Annotated in this window: 13 protein-coding genes; 8 read left to right on the forward strand and 5 right to left on the reverse strand. The window is 64.7% G+C overall.

Features of this window, described 5'->3' with window-relative positions:
* Positions 1 to 3: 3 nt before the first annotated feature.
* Entirely contained in the window at positions 4 to 1257 is a 1254-nt protein-coding gene (gene larE, locus DMP08_RS12600; RefSeq protein ID WP_244596793.1) for an ATP-dependent sacrificial sulfur transferase LarE, read from the forward strand.
* A 99-nt stretch (positions 1258 to 1356) separates the two neighbouring features.
* Positions 1357 to 2670 (forward strand): amidohydrolase family protein, encoded by a 1314-nt coding sequence (locus DMP08_RS04170; RefSeq protein ID WP_123191716.1) that lies wholly within the window; start codon positions 1357 to 1359, stop codon positions 2668 to 2670.
* Positions 2671 to 2718: 48 nt separating this feature from the next.
* On the opposite strand, the gene DMP08_RS04175 is transcribed toward DMP08_RS04170, so the two are convergent.
* Positions 2719 to 3474 (reverse strand): DUF1918 domain-containing protein, encoded by a 756-nt coding sequence (locus tag DMP08_RS04175; RefSeq protein WP_123191717.1) that lies wholly within the window; start codon positions 3472 to 3474, stop codon positions 2719 to 2721.
* Entirely contained in the window at positions 3464 to 3919 is a 456-nt protein-coding gene (locus DMP08_RS04180) for an RNA polymerase sigma factor (RefSeq protein ID WP_244596794.1), read from the reverse strand. The genes DMP08_RS04175 and DMP08_RS04180 overlap by 11 nt, the downstream gene beginning before the upstream one ends.
* 291 nt (positions 3920 to 4210) lie before the next feature.
* On the opposite strand from DMP08_RS04180, the gene DMP08_RS04185 reads away from it, so the two are divergent.
* From DMP08_RS04185 to DMP08_RS04195, 3 genes are all read left to right on the forward strand, one after another.
* The gene (locus DMP08_RS04185) at positions 4211 to 6232 is read left to right on the forward strand and encodes a RecQ family ATP-dependent DNA helicase (protein WP_123191719.1); all 2022 of its coding nucleotides are present in this window, start codon (positions 4211 to 4213) and stop codon (positions 6230 to 6232) included.
* 198 nt (positions 6233 to 6430) lie between these two features.
* On the forward strand, positions 6431 to 9772 hold the full coding sequence (locus DMP08_RS04190; RefSeq protein WP_123191720.1) for a translocation/assembly module TamB domain-containing protein: 3342 nt from the start codon (positions 6431 to 6433) through the stop codon (positions 9770 to 9772).
* 145 nt (positions 9773 to 9917) lie between these two features.
* Complete coding sequence (locus DMP08_RS04195) at positions 9918 to 10616, forward strand: pirin family protein (RefSeq protein ID WP_123191721.1); 699 nt, start codon at positions 9918 to 9920, stop codon at positions 10614 to 10616.
* Positions 10617 to 10689: 73 nt separating this feature from the next.
* Here DMP08_RS04195 and DMP08_RS04200 read toward each other — a convergent pair whose 3' ends face one another.
* Genes DMP08_RS04200 through DMP08_RS04210 form a run of 3 tightly spaced genes read right to left on the reverse strand, consistent with a single transcriptional unit; the run spans position 10690 to position 12648 of the window.
* On the reverse strand, positions 10690 to 11712 hold the full coding sequence (locus DMP08_RS04200) for a DUF4097 domain-containing protein (protein WP_123191722.1): 1023 nt from the start codon (positions 11710 to 11712) through the stop codon (positions 10690 to 10692).
* A complete protein-coding gene (locus DMP08_RS04205; RefSeq protein ID WP_123191723.1) occupies positions 11699 to 12337 on the reverse strand; it encodes a DUF1700 domain-containing protein in 639 nt (212 codons plus the stop codon). Before DMP08_RS04205 ends, DMP08_RS04200 begins: the two co-directional genes overlap by 14 nt.
* Positions 12334 to 12648, reverse strand: a complete 315-nt coding sequence (locus DMP08_RS04210; RefSeq protein WP_123191724.1) for a PadR family transcriptional regulator — start codon at positions 12646 to 12648, stop codon at positions 12334 to 12336. Before DMP08_RS04210 ends, DMP08_RS04205 begins: the two co-directional genes overlap by 4 nt.
* Positions 12649 to 13307: 659 nt before the next feature.
* On the opposite strand from DMP08_RS04210, the gene gatC reads away from it, so the two are divergent.
* From gatC to gatB, 3 genes are read left to right on the forward strand one after another with little or no spacing between them, the layout of a single operon-like run.
* Positions 13308 to 13619, forward strand: a complete 312-nt coding sequence (gene gatC / locus DMP08_RS04215) for an Asp-tRNA(Asn)/Glu-tRNA(Gln) amidotransferase subunit GatC (RefSeq protein WP_123191725.1) — start codon at positions 13308 to 13310, stop codon at positions 13617 to 13619.
* The gene (gene gatA / locus DMP08_RS04220) at positions 13619 to 15244 is read left to right on the forward strand and encodes an Asp-tRNA(Asn)/Glu-tRNA(Gln) amidotransferase subunit GatA (protein WP_123191726.1); all 1626 of its coding nucleotides are present in this window, start codon (positions 13619 to 13621) and stop codon (positions 15242 to 15244) included. Before gatC ends, gatA begins: the two co-directional genes overlap by 1 nt.
* 2 nt (positions 15245 to 15246) lie before the next feature.
* On the forward strand, positions 15247 to 16821 hold the full coding sequence (gene gatB / locus DMP08_RS04225; RefSeq protein WP_123191727.1) for an Asp-tRNA(Asn)/Glu-tRNA(Gln) amidotransferase subunit GatB: 1575 nt from the start codon (positions 15247 to 15249) through the stop codon (positions 16819 to 16821).
* The last annotated feature ends 63 nt before the right edge of the window (positions 16822 to 16884 follow it).

Here is a 16884-nt window from a genome sequence, read left to right on the forward strand (position 1 = left end):
AGCATGGCCGCGCACGAAAACGCATACGAAAACGAAAGCGCCCGCCGCGACGGACTCGTTGCCGTCGGGCCCGGGCAGCAGGCGGGCATCGAGCCTTTGGGGGATTTTCTCGCGCGCACGCCGCGCTTTGCCGTGGCGTTTTCGGGCGGGTGCGATTCATCGTATTTGCTTGCCGCCGCATTGCGGGCCGGGTGCCAGGTGAAGGCGTACGGCGTGCGCACGGCGTTTCAGCCTGCGTTCGAGATCGAGGACGCCCTGCGCTTGGCAGGCCAGATCGGAGTCGATTTCGAGTTGATAGACGCCGACGTTCTGTTGCGCGCCGACATCTGCGAGAATGCGCCCGATCGCTGCTATCGATGCAAGACGTTCATCTTCTCGACCATTCTGGAGCGCATGGCGCGCGACGGGTACGAGGTGCTGGCCGACGGTACGAACACCACCGACGATCCGGCGAACCGCCCCGGCTTCCGGGCGCTTGCGGAGCTGGGCGTGATCTCGCCTCTGCGTCGCGGCGGGTTGTCGAAAGACGACGTGCGCGCCGCCTCGCGGGAGCTTGGCCTGTTCACCGCCGACAAGCCGAGCTTTTCATGCCTGGCCGTGCACGTGCCGAAGGGCGAGGCCTTGACGATGGATTCCCTGCTGCGGGCTGCCGAGGCGTCGGGCGCCGTCCGAATCATGGCCGACCGCCGCTCAAGGGCGAGCATGGAATGCATTTTGGAGACCGAGCGCTTGACCTTGCGAAAAATGAGCGAAGGCGATTTGGACGCGCTTCGCACCATCTTGCAGGACCCCGATGTCATGTATGCCTACGAAGGCCCCTTCGATGAGACCGGTGTGCGGGAGTGGCTCGATCGGCAGACGGCGCGCTATCGTACCGATGGTTTCGGGCTTTGGGCCGTGGTGCTCAAGGAGACGAATCGCATGATCGGACAGTGCGGGGTCACGTTGCAGGAATATCGAGACACCCAGGTCATGGAGGTGGGCTACCTGTTCATGAAGGCGTTCTGGCATCGGGGGTACGCGACCGAGGCAGCCGTCGCTTGTCGCGACTACGCCTTCGACGTCTTGGGCGCTCGCGAGGTGTATTCTTTGATTCGCGACACGAATGAGCCGTCGCAGGCGGTTGCTCGCCGAAACGGCATGACCCCGCGTGCAACGGTGGTGAAGCACTACCGCGGGGTGCGCATGCCCCATGTGGCGTTTTCCATCACGAGGGAAGAGCGCGATGCTTTGGCCGATCGCCGCGCTTCTCGGTAGCTGCGGCGCTTTCTCCGGCGTTGCCCCAGGCGTATACTGAACGGGCAGATTCAAGCAGACGAGGATGCGGCGCATGCGCGCCGTGGGAGGCGGCGCGCTATGGCATACGTGTTCACGCACGCAACGGTGCTCGACGGTACGGGGGGCATGGCGCCCTTGCCGAACATGACGGTGGTCGTGGACGACGCCGGGTGCATCGACAAGGTGGGACCTGCGTCCAGCACGGTGCCGCCTGCGGGCGCGGAGGAAATCGACCTGGCCGGCGCGTACCTTATGCCCGGGCTGATCAACGCTCATGTGCACCTGTGCGGGTCGGGCAAGCCGCTGAGCGCGGGCGGCGCGGGCCGCCTCATAGACGGCGTGGTGGGCAACCCGGTGGGCAGGTGGGCGCTTCGCCGTGTCCTGCGAAGCCATGCGCAGCAGCAGCTGGCAAGCGGCGTGACCACGGTGCGCTCGGTGGGCGATCCGGGGTTCGCCGACGTGGAGGTGCGCGACGCCATCAACGCAGGCGCGTTCCCGGGGCCGCGGCTGCTTGCGTCCGGCGTGGGCGTTACCGTGCCGGGCGGTCACGGCGCAGGCTTGTTCGCCCACGTGGCGGGCACGCCCGAGCAGGCGCGCGAGATCGTTCGCACGTGCTTCGCGCACGCGTGCGACCACGTGAAGCTGTTCATCACGGGCGGCGTGTTCGACGCGGAGGTCGAAGGGGAGCCGGGCGTGCTGCGCATGCCGCCCGACATCGCCCGCGCGGCCGTGGACGAGGCGCACAAGCTGGGCATGCGCACCGCCGCGCACATCGAGAGCGCCGAAGGCGTGCGCGTGGGCCTGGAGGCGGGGGTGGACACCATCGAGCACGGCGCCGAGCTGGATGACGAGCTGATCGCCCTGTTCAAGCGCAACGGCGCTGGACGCGCCTCTTCGCTTACCTGCACCGTATCTCCGGCGCTGCCGTTCGTGAAGCTCTCGCCCGAAAAGACGAAATCGACCGAGGTCCAAAAGGTGAACGGCCGCATCGTCTACGAGGGTATCGTGCGCGCCGCCCAGCAGGCATTGGAGGCCGGCATCCCCGTGGGTTTGGGGACCGATTCGTCGTGCCCGTACATCACGCACTACGACATGTGGCGCGAGGTGGTGTACTTCGAGCGCATCGTAGGCGCTTCGCGGCAGACGGCGTTGCACGTTGCCACGCTGGGAAACGCGCGCATTCTGGGCCTGGGCGACGAGACCGGCTCGATCGAGCCCGGCAAGTCGGCCGACCTCATCGTGCTCGATTGCAATCCTCTTGAAAACCTGGAGGCGCTGCGGGACGTGCGCATGGTCATGGTTCGCGGCGCGCTCGACCGCTATCCGCGCGTCAAGCGCCTTTCGCAGCTGGATGCGGAACTGGACGGCTTTCTGCCGAAGGCGCAGGCGTAGCTTTTCGCACGCCGCCCGGTATGCGCGCGACGGCGTGCGCGGCTTTGCTCAGACGGCGCTGGCTACATAGAAGGATTCGTCTCCGTCGTAGCGCACGGCGTAGGGGTGGGCGCCGTCGCCGTAGGCGAACACCGTGCAGCCCACGCGTTCCTGCGAATCGGTCCAGGCGCTGGCAACCTCGATCTGATCGCCGACCAGCGCAGGGTCTGCGGCCAGGGGAAGGCCGTCTTCGCCGGAGGCTATGCGCAGCTGCAATCCGTCGGACAGGACGACGTTCAGGTGGGGAGCGGCGTTCGCTGCAGGTCCGGCGCCGGTTTCGGGGGTCGGGACCGCATCGGCGCTGCGGGCGGCTTCGGCGCTCGACATGCTCGTTGTGCCGCCCTCGTTCGGCGCGGCGGCCTGCATGCCTTGCTGAGCCGTGCCGCTTACGCCCAGGGCGATCCCGCCGATTCCCACGGCAAGCACCAGGCAGGCCGCCGCGGGAACCGACACGTTCCAGACGCGCCTTGCCTTGCGGTACGATTCGGTGTTCGCTCCGTTTTTACCGAGCACCACCGTTGCGGGGACGAACGCTCGGTTCGATGCGTCGCAGTCTTCCAGGTGGGAATGGGGTTCCTCGTCTTCGCATTCGTCCTCGCCTTCGTTCTCGTTCGAGGGCGTTTCGCAGGTCGGGGCAATGGCTTTGAGCATGCGCTCCTCGACTTCGGCGCTCGGGGTCATCCTGTCGAACGCACGGAACAGAGCATCTCCCAACGCGGCGTCTGGCTCGTCGACCGACTCTTCGAGACGCTCGTCATCGTTCATGCTGCTCACCTCCCAGTAGGGTCTTGAGCAGCGCGCGGGCTTCGCTCAAGTGGCTGCGCACCGTGGATGCCGGCGTGCCGGTGATCTCGGCGATCTCGGCAGTGCGGTATCCTTCGTAATAATGCAGGTACACGCAGGTCTTGTACTTTTCCGGCAAATCGAGCACCACGCGAAGCGTTTCGTCGCTTTCGGCATGGGCACGGTCGTCCGGCATGTCTTCGGGAAGCTCTGCCGAGCGCTTTCGCGCCGCGCTTTTCAATAGGTCGCGGCAATGGTTCTGGGCGCACACGATGAGCCAAGCTTTCTCGTGCTCGTCGTCGTTGAACGTGCGGGGCTTATCGAGCAGCTTGAGGAACACGGTTTGCGTCGCGTCTTCGGCGTCGGCGGAGCTGCCCAGGTACGAATAGCACAGGCGGTAGACCGTCTTCGCATGGCGGTGAAACACCGCGGCTATGTCGAGCTCGTTCGTCAGGGCTGCTTCCTCTCTGAATCTAACACGACAGGAACAAGGATTATGTCGGGATGGGATGCGATGCATCCAGTATAGCGGCAACCGTGCGGTTTTCGGCGATCGCCGGGATTTCCGTCCTGCAGGGCGGCAGAACCTGTAGAAACGATTTCGAGAGCCGTCCGGAAGGGGGTCCTTGCGGTAAGATTCCCGAAGGGCCGCATTCCTCGACGCTCCCGTTGCAGCCGTGCGCCCGTTCGCTTGCCGTTCAAGGAGGATGTTCCGAACATGATGAATGCAGCCGCCGCGCAAGCGGCGCTCAAAAGCCATTTTGGGTACGAGTCGTTTCGGCCGGGGCAGCAGGGCGTCGTGGACGCCATCTTGCTTGGGCGCGACGCGCTCGCGGTCATGCCGACGGGTGCGGGAAAATCGGTATGCTACCAGGTGCCGGGCATCGTGTTGGGCGGATTGACCCTGGTGGTAAGCCCGCTCGTGTCGCTCATGGGCGATCAGGTGCGCGCCCTTATCGAGGCGGGCGTTCGGGGCGCGTACCTCAACTCCACGCTCACGCCGGGCCAGCAGGCAACCGTGCTGCGCCGCGCGCTCGAAGGAGCGTACCAGATCATGTACGTTGCGCCCGAGCGCTTGTCCGACCCTCGTTTCATCGAGTTCGCGCGCGAGGCCCGTATCCCGCTCGTTGCGGTGGACGAAGCCCACTGCGTGTCGCAGTGGGGGCAGGATTTCCGTCCGTCGTATCTGGCCGTAGGCGATTTCATCGCCCAGCTGCCGCAGCGGCCCGTCGTAGCGGCGTTCACGGCTACGGCTACGGCGCGCGTTCGCGGCGACATCGCGCGGCTGCTCGACCTGCGCGATCCGTACGAGGCGGTGACCGGGTTCGATCGGCCGAACCTTTCGTTTGGCGTGGAGCGTTTGGAGCCGAAGCGAAAGCTTGCGCGCATCGCCGCGTACGTGCTCGATCATCCCTTGGACGGCGGCATCGTGTACTGCTCCACGCGCAAGGACGTGGACAAGGTGCACGCGGCCCTTCTCGAAACCGGCGTACGCGCCGTTCGCTATCACGCGGGGATGCCCGCGGCGGCCCGCGCCGAAAGCCAGCGCGCGTTCATCGTCGACGACGCGCCCGTGATGGTGGCCACCAACGCTTTCGGCATGGGCATCGACAAATCGAACGTGCGCTACGTCATTCACCACAACATGCCCGGCAGCATCGAGGCGTACTACCAGGAGGCCGGCCGCGCCGGTCGCGACGGGGAGCCTTCCGAATGCCTGCTGTTTTGGAGCGACGGCGACGTGTCCACATGCCGCTTTTTCATAGAGCAGGAATCGGGAAACGAGGAGCTTGCCCCGGAGGAATCGGAAGCTGTGCGCGCCAGCCGCCGCCGCTTGCTCGAGGCCATGTGCGGGTACTGCCATACCACCGACTGCCTGCGCGCGTACATCTTGCGCTACTTCGGGGAGCAATCATCGCAGGTCGTTAGCAACGTCAGCGAAGAGGGTCCTGGTGCTGAAGATTGCGGGGAAAGCCCGATGAAGCGGCCTTCGGGCCGTGAGGAGGGCTTGGAGCCGCAAGATTCAGCGCCAGGACCTTCCGTAGCGTCGGGCTCTTCCGACTGCCGGCAGGCAGTCGGAACCTGCTGCTCGAATTGCGCCGGCGCCTTCGAAGCCGTGGACGTGACCGCCACCGCGCGGGCCGTCATGCGCTGCGTGCAGGAGCTGCGCGGGCGTTTCGGCAAGGGCATGGTCGTCGACGTTCTGCGCGGATCGAAGGTGGCGAAAGTGCTTGAGATGCACTTGGACGAGGCTGCTAGCTACGGTACCGTGGACGCGTCGGTTGCGCAGGTCAAGGAGATCATCGAACTGTTGGCGGCGGGAGGGTACCTGTCCATCACCGAGGGCTCCTATCCCACGGTCGGCTTGGGGCCGCGAGCGCGCGAAGCGGCGGAGGACGGCTTCTCGCTGACCATGAAGCGCGTGTCCCGCAAGCCCGAGCGAAGCCGGGAACGAAGCGCGGGCGGCCGTGCGTTCGGGTCGTCGGGCTCGTCCGCGCTCGGCGAGGTCGATTCGAGCTTGTTCGAACGTTTGCGCGCGCTGCGCAAGCGCTTGGCCGACGAAGCCGGCAAGCCTCCGTACATCGTGTTCTCCGATGCCGCGCTGCGCGACATGTGCGTCAAGAAGCCTGCGAACGACGAGGAGTTCCTTGAGGTCAGCGGCGTGGGCGCCACGAAGCTTGCCCGCTACGGCCAGGCGTTTCTGGCCGAGATAGCCGCTTGGGAGCGCGGAGAAGAGTAGGCTCTTTTCGGGCGGGGAGGAAAGCGGCTTGACGTTGCTCGGTCGGGCTCGCTTGCCAAGATGCGCGCGCCGCCGATCGGGCGCGTTCTCAGCGAAACAGGGTCATATTTCTACGAATTAGGAAGCACGTTCGGCAAGCTCGCGCTTTTATAATGAAGACGAGGTCTGCCCTGTCCGATTCGTTGAAACGAGACCGCCATGCGATACGCGTCCGCCCCGTTTTTGAATGTTGCGCACGACCCGCTTTCTTCAGGGGAGGTGAAGCGGCTTGCGAAACGGCGCTCGTTCGCGGCGCTTGCGGCGTTTTTCGCGGCATGGTGCTTGACGCTCGCGCTCGCCCTGCTTCCGTCGCCTGCGTATGCGGAAAACGTCGGCGCTGACCAGGATTCGGGAGCGTCTCCGCGCATCGAGGGGTCGTTCGATGCCCAGTCCTACGCTTCGGGGGAGCGCGCTCGGGTTACGTTCAAGGCGGAGAACTCCACGCATGCTACATGGTCCGACGTTCGCCTGGAAGCCAGCCTGCCCGGCAACGTGCGCTTGGCGGATGCGTCTGCCTCCCTTGCGGCCTCGAAGCAGAGCGTTGCTCCGGGAGAATCGATCGACCTGTCGTTCGACGTGGTGTTTCGTTCGATGACGGGCACGCGCCTGGTATCGACGGGCGATAACGCCGCTGCCTCGCTTGCTCTGGCGGCGTGCGTGGCCGCGTTCGCGGTGCTGGCGTGCGCGACGTTCTCTTGCAAGGGCGGACGACGTTCCCGGGCTCGCGGCGGCATGTCGATTCTGATCGTCGTCGCCTTGGCGGCGGGGCTCGCGCCGCAGGTGCCCGGCATCGCGCATGCCGACGAAGCGTCTTCGCTTCAGGTGAGCGGATCCGCGGTATGCGCATCCCCGCAAACGACGATTCCCGCTACGCTGACCGTCGGGTCGGCTGCGGTTCCCGCCAGCGCGAAGATAGCGACGGTGCAGGTTGCCGACGGCGAGGCCGTTCCCGCCGGCGCGCGCTTCGCGCAAGTGGACGTGGTTTCCGACGCGCCGTTCGCCGAAGCGCTTTCCGTCAGCGCGCTTTCCTTGTCCGGCGCGTTCGAGGGATCGTCGGTTTCTGCCGTGACCCTGACCGGCCCTAACTCGGCTACCGTGCGTATCGACGGCGATCCCGGCTCCCCTGGGACCGATGGCGTCATCTCTTTCTCCCGCGAAGCGTTCGCGGACGCATCCTCGGTGTCTGCGGCGTACGTGTCGGTTGAAAGCCCGCGCGTTACCTTGGACGTGGCATCCGCTTCGTATAAACGCGAGGTGTTCGGAATCCCCCTGTTCGTGGAAAACGGGAAGCTTGATTCCGGTGCAGCGAAGGACATGATCCGGTTCGACGACGACCGCATACGGGTCGAAGGCTTCTCGGCTGATGCGGCCGACGCGCATAAGGGCTTGCTCGAGATCTCCGTGCAGGCCGGCTCGCCGGAAGAGCAGTTCGAGGTTCTGACGGCGGCGCTCGATGCTTTCGAGCCGGCCGCGTTTCGCATGGACCCCCGCCTGTTGGTGGGCGAGCCCGACCTGGCTCGCGCGTATGCGCCGGCCGACGATCGACTGGTTGGTGCGGCCGATGCCGTCGACGCCGTGCCGTACGGCACCGTGGACGTGACGGGCGTGGCTATTGGCGACGTCGGTCCGGCTGAAGTGGCTGCAACCGTGCAGCTGGGTGCCGTCGGCGGCTCGCTGGCCCTGTCGGATGCAAGCCAGATTCTGCTCCCCGAAGGCCTGGGGCTGTCCGTGGAAAGCAAGCTGGGAAGCGACTGGTTCTCGCTGAAGATGTCCATCGACGCGGAAACGGCCCAAGGGTGGCTGAACGGCTATCGCGAGCTTCTGTCCCCGCAGGTCGAAGGGCAGCCGGCCGAAGCTGATCCCGCTGCGCCGATCGATCCTGCGGCCGCGCCCGACCTTGCTGCGCCGGTCGATCCTGCGGTCGAAGCCGAGGCTCGCCAGCTGTTCATGGACGACGTGGAATCCGTTTTGGCCTCCCTGCAATTCGAGCTTGCCGAGGGCGTCGTGCTCAACAAGCTCGGCATAGCGCAGGGGCCCCATACGGTGTCGTGCGTCCCCGTCGCGGCGGAAGGCGAGGTCGGGTCTGCCGCGGGCGATGCCAAAACGGCGTTCGAAACGCTCGAGGCCATCGCGAACGCCATCGGAAGCTTCTGCCAGCAGGACAAGGCGTCCATCGGCAACGGCATAGCGTCTTTGCTGGGCATGATCGCCAACTTGATCGACGGCAACCCCGGCCCCAGCTTGCAGGACATCTACGACGAGTTGCAGCTGATGAAGGGACAGCTTACGCGCTTGGAGACAAGCGTGGATACTCTTGCCGTGAAGCTGAACGCCGTGGACAAGCGCGCGGGCTACTTGTCGAAATGGCACGTGGTGAAGGGTCATCTGGACTCCTTGAAAAGCTACGAAGATCTCTATTCCAGGCTGATGGACAAGCTTGAGAAGTCTGATGCCGGCGCGACCTACGACGACCTGAGCGCAGCGAACAAGAAAACGCTCAAGTCGTTTGCGAATGCGGTCGACAAGAAGGATCGCCTGATGAGCACGACGGTCGTGGCCGAAACGCTGGCTTTGGGCAGCATGCTCGAGGGCTTGGGCTCCGATGCGGTGGGCGAGTACAACTCGTGGATCGAGACGTACTACAACTGGGACCCCGAGACGTTCGTTTCGAAATCGGAGTACATGGAAAGCCTGTTCACGGCCTATGTGTACGGCTACGGCGTGTCCATGGCCTACTTGAACACCATGGACGCCATCGACGACGACGACTTTTTCGGTCCCGGTGAAGGAAGCATATACCAGGACTCCATCAAGCAGCTGAAGAGCCAGGCGGACACGGTGGTCAAGAAGCTGTACGGCACCGTGGCTTACGACACCTTCAACAAAAAGACGTACCTGAGGGAGAAATCAGCGTATCGTCTGGCTACGGAGCCGCGGTCCGACGGACGCATTCGCTGCTTGCTCAACGACACCGCCTACGGAACCGATCTGCTGATGAAGACCATCTACCAGGGTGCGCCTTCCAACTTCTCCGACAGCGTCGAGAAAGACGACATCCACCTGTACAAGCATTCGGGCAGCATCACGCTCGCCCAGTGGCAGCAGATGTGGAAGAACCTGCCGCAGGCGCGCGGTGCTCGGAACTTCGAGAAGGTCCAGAGCGTTTACGACGAGCTGCGTGCTCTTGGGTTCGACGACGGCACTCGATTGATTCGCGGGGACTACCAGTACGGGGAATTCGGAGAATGGCATAGTGCGGAAACCACCTGGTACTGGTCGCAGTACAAACCTTATCTGGTTGCCGTAAGCGACGCTGCCTATAACAAGGTTTACGACCAAGCCGGCGCGGAGCATAATCGTACGACCACGCTCGATGCCTTCAACCTGATGACGGGCAGGGTGGAGACCCATCAGGCAAGCTGGCATCATGAGGTGTACCTGGTGTTCCCGGTTTGGTGGGGCTACCGTCATCATCTGTACCCCATCGTCGCCGTTCCGTAAGCGCAGCGGCAACGCGGTTCGCTTTCGGCGCTCGATCGGCCGTGTCGGTCGAGCGTCGACTGTTGCCGCCCCGTCATGCATCCGCCATGTTGCGGCGATGTTCGCGCGCTATGATGAGCGAAACCCTCGACTGAAGGAGTTCGCCATGGTCAACGTCGTCAAGAGCGCGAGCATGGGCTCGGGCGAGCACGGATGGTTGCACAGCAGGTTCCATTTCTCGTTTGCCGAGTACTACAATCCCGACAACATGCGGTTCGGGGCGCTGCGCGTGCTCAACGACGACGTGTTCGACGCATACGGCGGCTTCGACACCCATCCTCACGACAACATGGAGATACTGAGCTACGTGGTGCAAGGCGAGCTCACGCACCGCGACAGTTTGGGCAACGGGAACCGTTTGGGTCGTGGCGACGTGCAGTACATGAGCGCCGGCACGGGAATCCTGCACAGCGAGTTCAACAAGACCGAGCATTCGTTGCGGTTCCTGCAGATATGGATTACGCCCGATGAGCAGAACCTCGATCCCGATTACGGGGATCGTCGCTTCGCCTGGGAGGATCGCGTGGGCACGTGGCTCCTTGTGGCGTCGGGGTCGCAGGACGGCCCCATTCGAGTGCATCAGGACGTGCGCATCTCGGTTTCCGCGATAGGCGAGGGCGAGGAGCTGCGCTACGACCTCGAGCCCGGTCGCCAGGCGTACCTCGTGCAGATCGAAGGCGAGGGCACGGTGAACGGATTCGCGCTTGAAGAGGGCGATGCCGCCGAGATCACCGCGGAGCGCGAGGTGGTCGTGCGGGCCGTCGAGCCGGCGCATTACATTCTGCTCGATCTTGCAGCCGAGTAAAGCCGTCTGCTTGCTGTACGGAGGAGGCCCGCAGCGGTTGCCTCGGGCCTCCTCCATGTTGCGCGCAGGGGTTTTAGAAGGTCGGAGCCGTAGGCGCTTCGGGCGCTTCGGGGAAGGATGACGGGCTCGGGGCGCTGCTTTCGCTGCCGCTCGCGCCGCCGCCGGAGAACGTGAGCGTCACGTCGCCGCTCATCGTGCGGGCGCTCACGCGGCGCGAAGCCGTGGCGCTGCCCGCCGGAGCATGCACGCTGCCGCTCGTCGACGAGGCTTCGATGGCGTACTCGCGATCCGATCCGACGAACGAGGCGCTCACGCTGCCGCTCGAGGCATCGAACGTTGCGTCGACGGCAGATACGCCCGTTGCCAGGATGTCGCCGCTGCCTATCTGCGCGTTGAGGGCGAGGGTGTTCACGCCCCGCAGCAGGTGGCTGCCGCTCGTTGTGTCGAGCTTCACGATCTCGGACGCTTCGATGTCGGAGAGCTCCACGTCGCCGCTCATCGTGGTGGCGTTCAGCTGCGAGCACCGAACGTTCGATGCTCGCACGTTGCCGCTGGCCGTGCTCGTCGTGATGTCGTTGGCGGCGAGGCGGGCGAGCCTGACGTCGCCGCTCGCGGTCTTCGCCGTGACGGAATCCAGGCCGGTCAGGTCGGTCATATCCAGGTTGCCCCCCATAAGGTCGATGTCGAGCGTGCCGGCGTAGCCGCGCGGGATCTTTACGACGGTGGTGTGGTCCTCGAACGATCCGACCATCATGATGCCGAGGTACGATTCCCGCGTGCCCTCGATGACGACGGTGCCGCCGCTGTCCGCCACGTCGAAGCGCTTCCGCTCGTTCGTCCAGTACGTCACCTCGATGGCGTCGCCGTCGGTTGCCTCGATGCGCACGTTTTCACCCGCGTCGCGCAGGACGATGGCGGTATGGGGACTTTCCGCTTCAGGGCGGAACGTCTTCGTGGCGGGAGTCCAGCTGCGTGATTCGGTCGAGAGGTTCTCGGGATTGAACCCGGCCGCCGCGAACGCACCGAAGGAGATGACGCAGCCGCTGACGACGAGGGCCGTTGCCACGATAAGCAACGTCTTCTTACCTTTGGACATGGGTTGCTCCTTCCGGTGCGGTCGGGTTGGCGTCGTTGTTCTGCAGCTTGATGAACAGGCCCTTTACCCAGCGGGCGAACGTGTGGGTGAGCCTGATGAGGCCCTTGCTGGCAGCGAGGACGCCGAACCAGGAGAACAGCCCTATGCCGGCGCCGGCAAGCCCGCAGCCGAAGATCCAGGCGCCCGAGATCGGGTATCCGGTGGTCGCGCACCAAGCGAGGCTGAATGCGCCGATGGGCGCGCACAGCAGCAGTGCGATCACGGCGGCCCATAGCGCCACGACGACGCTCCAAATGGCCAGGTAGATGGAGAGCACTGCGATAGCGAACGCCAACGCCAGCGTCACCCAGATGGGGGAGAGCACGGCCAGCAGCACGATATTGAGCGTGCGGCTGCCGGTGTTCGCTTTCGCGATGGCCTTCGGGATGGGCGGCGTTTCGGCGATGATCTGCGCTGCGATCGCATCGACGGGGCCGAGCGCGGCTACGGCTTCGTGCTCGGTCATGCCGTCTTCGATCCTGTCCTCGATGGCCTCCGTGTAAAAGTTGATCGACTGCTCCACTTCGTATGATGGCAGTTTGCCCAATGCCCGTCGCAGCTCGCGTGCGAATTCTGATTTGTTCATCGGTTTGCACCTCGTTTTACATAGTCGTAGACGTTCATGACGTCATCCCATTCGTCCAGGAAGGTGTTCAAGTAGGCAGCGCCCTCTGGCGTGATTCGATAGTACTTGCGCAAGCGCCCATTGTGCTCGACTGCGTACACGGTCAGATATCCCGCTGCTTCCAATCGTTTGAGCAGGGGATACAGCGTCGATTCCGTGAGGTGCAGGCTTTCGGGAACGTCTTTGACTATTTGGTACCCGTAGGAATCTTGCTGGTTGATCGACGCGAGCACGCAGACGTCGAGGAATCCTCGCTTCAGTTGTGCATCCATCGTATACCTCCTTGACGCCTTATACTATATGATACATAGTATAAGGCGTCAAGTGGTATGGGGGGCGTGTCGGAGCCGCTTTGTCCGATGTCGGGGAGCGCGCTCGCCGGTATCGAGTCCCGTCCTTCGCCTTATCGGCGTCTTTTTCGCTGTCAATCGCCGCGGGAGCCGCGTCTTGGCGTGGGCGGGCGGGGCTTCCGCGGCGATTGGGTCTACGGATTTCATCCTCAAGCGAAGATGGTTCTTGAGAGCCTGGGCGCGAATCAAGCTTGCGATGCACGCTTTTGCCCTCAATGTTGCGCTCGGCTTGGTCCGCCCCGATCCCGCCCCTGTGCGACCAGGTAAAACGTCCGCGGGGGTGCACGCTTCCAAGGGAGGGCGCGTCCAATGCGCGAACCATGCGCAACATTGAGGGCAAAACCGTGCAGAAAGCGTGACCATGGGCAGTGTCTGCACCCGCGCCCTTCACGCACGTCCCTTGCGCCCGCGCGTCTCCGCATGCCCCGCGCGGCCAAGAAATATCCAAGCGCATAGGGCGTATTTCGCCGCAGGGGCTGCGGGTTTGCTATTATGGTTCGGTTATGGTTTCACCTCTTCCACCCCCGTTGCCGCAAAGCGCGCGATGCGGGTGAAAACGAGAGAAGGAAAGAGCAAGCCCTATGACCCAGCATTTGACCGAACGCGACGTCCGCGACATCGCGGAGTACGCGCGCATCGGGCTGTCGGCAGACGAGGTGGCGCAAATGACCGTCGATCTCAACGCCATCGTGGACAGCCTGAAGCCCATCACCGAATACGACCTCGACGGGGTCGAACCCACCTTCCATCCCATCGGCGGCCTGTCCAACGTCATGCGCGAGGATGCCGAAGAGCCCGGCTTTTCCCAGGAGGTTGCGCTCGAGAACGCGCCCAAGCAGCAGGACGGCAGCTTTCTCATCCCGTCCATTCTGGGCGAAGGGGGCGATCGCTGATGACGCAAGCAAGCAACGCGTTCACCTGCATGAGCGTGCGCGCCATTCGGGAAGGTCTTGCCGCGAAGGAGTTCTCGGCGCGCGAGATCGCCGAGGCATCGCTCGCTCGCGTGCGCGCGCTCGACGGCGCCACGCATGCGTACCTTGAAACCACGCAGCAGCTGGCCTTCGAGCAGGCTTCGAAGGTGGACGCCGCCGTGGCGGCCGGCAATCTGGCTGCGGTCGGCCCCCTTGCGGGCGTGCCGGTGGCGTTCAAGGACAACATGAACCTGGCGGGCACCCATACCACGTGCTCGTCGCGCATGCTGGCCAACTACGTATCCCCGTACACCGCCACGTGCGCCGCGCGCACCATCGAGGCCGGCGGCATCCCGCTCGGCAAGCTCAACATGGACGAGTTCGCGTTCGGCTCCTCCACGGAGACCAGCGCGTTCGGCGCCACCAAGAACCCCTGGGACCTCTCCCGCGTTCCGGGCGGCTCTTCGGGCGGAAGCGCATCGGCCGTGGCTGCGGGCCTGGCCACCATTTCGCTCGGCAGCGACACGGGCGGTTCCATCCGCCAGCCCGGCAGCTTCTGCGGCATCGTGGCCGTCAAGCCCACGTACGGCGTGGTCTCGCGGTACGGCGTGGTGGCGTTCGGCAGCTCGCTCGACCAGGTGGGGCCGTTCGCGCGCTCGGTCGAGGACGCGGCGTTCGCGCTGAACGCCATTTCCGGCCGCGATGCGCTCGACTGCACCAGCCAAGACGTGCGCACGGACTTCACCGCGAATCTGGCGGAGGGCGTGCGCGGCATGAAGATCGGCATCGTGCCGGCGTTCATGAATGCGCAGGGCTTGACGTCGGAAGTGAAGGCGAAGGTCGAGGAAGCGGCCGAGCATCTGCGCGCACTGGGCGCCGAGCTGGTCGAGGTGGACCTGCCCAACGCGCAGGCCGCCATGAGCGCGTATTACGTGCTGGGCCCATGCGAGGCGTTCAGCAACCTGGCGCGCTTCGATTCGGTGCGCTACGGCTACTGCGACCCGGGGCACAAAGACCTGGGCGGCCAGTACGAGGCCAGTCGCGCGAAGGGCTTCGGCCCGGAGGCGCGCCGCCGCATTATGCTGGGCAGCTACTTGCTGTCCGCGGGCGTGTACGAGCAGTACTATTACCCGGCGCAGCAGGTCCGCACGCTCATCACGCAGGACTATGCGCGCGCCTACGAGCAGGTCGATTGCATTCTCTCGCCCGTTGCCCCGCGCACGGCGTTCACGTTCGGCGAGGTGTCGGACCCCACGGAGATGTACTTATCCGACATGTTCACCATCTCCATCAACATCGCCGGCAACGGCGGCATGAGCATGCCGGTGGGACTGGGTACCGAAACGGGGCTGCCCGTGGGCGTGCAGCTCATCGCCCCTCCGTTCAAGGACGAGAACATGCTGCGCGTAGCCGCCGCGCTCGAAACGGTGTACGGCCCGGCTCCTGTGGCGCCGGCCTTCGCAGGCGAGGCCCCGGCTGTCAAGGCCGCACCTGCGATCATCCCCGACGCTGCCGACGCGGTTCCGGGCGTCGATCTGCCGGGTTTGCTAACGGGGGAAGGCGCCGCCGGCGACGCCTCCTCGCAGGTGGAAAGGGCAGGTGAATAGCCATGCGCAAGCTTGAAGAGGTCCTGCAGGATTGGGAGGCCGTCATCGGCCTTGAGATCCATGCCGAGCTGACTACGCTCGACACCAAGATGTTCTGCGGCTGCAAGCTGGAATTCGGCGCGGAGCCGAACACCCACACGTGCCCCGTGTGCCTGGGGCTTCCCGGGGCGCTGCCGGTCCCCAACCGCTCCGCCATCGAGTCCATCGTGCTGGCGGGCTTGGCCACGAACTGCGACATCGAGAAGCACTCGATGTTCTACCGCAAGACGTACATGTACCCCGACATGTCCAAGAACTTCCAGACCACGCAGGGCCCCGTTGCCTTCTGCATGCGCGGGCATTTGGATTTGGACGTGGACGGCCCGGCTGCGAAGGAGCGCATCGACCTGGACGGGCTCGAGGTGGGCGAGAGCCGCGGCAACGTGACGCGCACGGCCGACGGCTACACCGCGCACGTGGGCATCACGCGCATCCACATGGAAGAGGACGCGGGCAAGATGGTGCACGTAGGCGGCGGCGAGGGCCGCATTGCCGGAGCCACGCATTCGCTGGTGGACTACAACCGTGCCGGCACGCCGCTGACCGAGCTGGTGACCGAGCCCGATCTGCGCACGCCCGAAGAGGCGCGCCTGTTCATGCAGAAGCTGCGCCAGATCTACCTGGCGCTCGGCATCTCGGACTGCTCGATGGAAGAGGGCAGCATGCGCTGCGACGGCAACGTGTCGCTGCGCCGTCGGGGTGCGAAGGAGTTCGGCGTGAAGACCGAGCTCAAGAACATGAACAGCTTCAAGAACCTCCACGACGGCTTGGCCTACGAGATCTGCCGTCAGGCCGAGGTGCTCGAGGAGGGCGGCCAGATCTACCAGGAGACGCGCCACTGGGACCCGTCCCAGAAGCGCACCATCGTCATGCGCGTGAAGGAGACGGCCGACGACTACCGTCTGTTCCCCGATCCCGACCTGGCTCCCTACGACCTGTCCGACGAGTGGATCGAGTCGGTGCGCGCGAAGCTTCCCGAGCTGCCCGCTCAGAAGGCGGCCCGCTTCGAGGACGCGTTCGGGCTCACGTCCTACGATGCGCGCCATCTGGTGGACCATCGCGTCACGGCGAACTTCTTCGAGGAGTGCATGCAGGCGGCGGGCGCCGACGCAGGCAGTCTGGCGAAGCCGGTGGCGAACCTGGTCATCAACGACGTGACGGCGTACCTGAACGCTCACGAGGGCGTCGATTTGGCATCTTCGCCGCTCACGCCTGCGCGTGCGATCGAGCTGGTGGGCTTGCAGGCCCAGGACGTCATCTCGTCCAAGCAGGCCAAGGAAGTGTTCGCTGCTGTGCTCGACGAGGACAAGGATCCGTCGGCCATCGTCGACGAGCGCGGCATGAAGCAGGTGTCGGACACGGGTGCCATCGAGGCGGTGGTGGACGCGGTTCTGGCCGCGAACCCCGACAAGGTGGAGCAGTATCGCGGCGGCAAGACGGGTTTGATCGGGTTCTTCGTGGGCCAGTGCATGAAGGAGATGCGCGGCCAGGGCAACCCGAAGGTCATCAACGAGCTGCTTGCAAGCAAGCTGGGCTAACGTGGCGGACCGTCGCTCTTCGAGGAAGGGCGACGGTCCGCAGGGTTTCGAGAAAGGGGATGA

Source organism: Paraeggerthella hongkongensis (assembly GCF_003726035.1).
Taxonomy (GTDB): Bacteria; Actinomycetota; Coriobacteriia; order Coriobacteriales; family Eggerthellaceae; genus Paraeggerthella; species Paraeggerthella hongkongensis.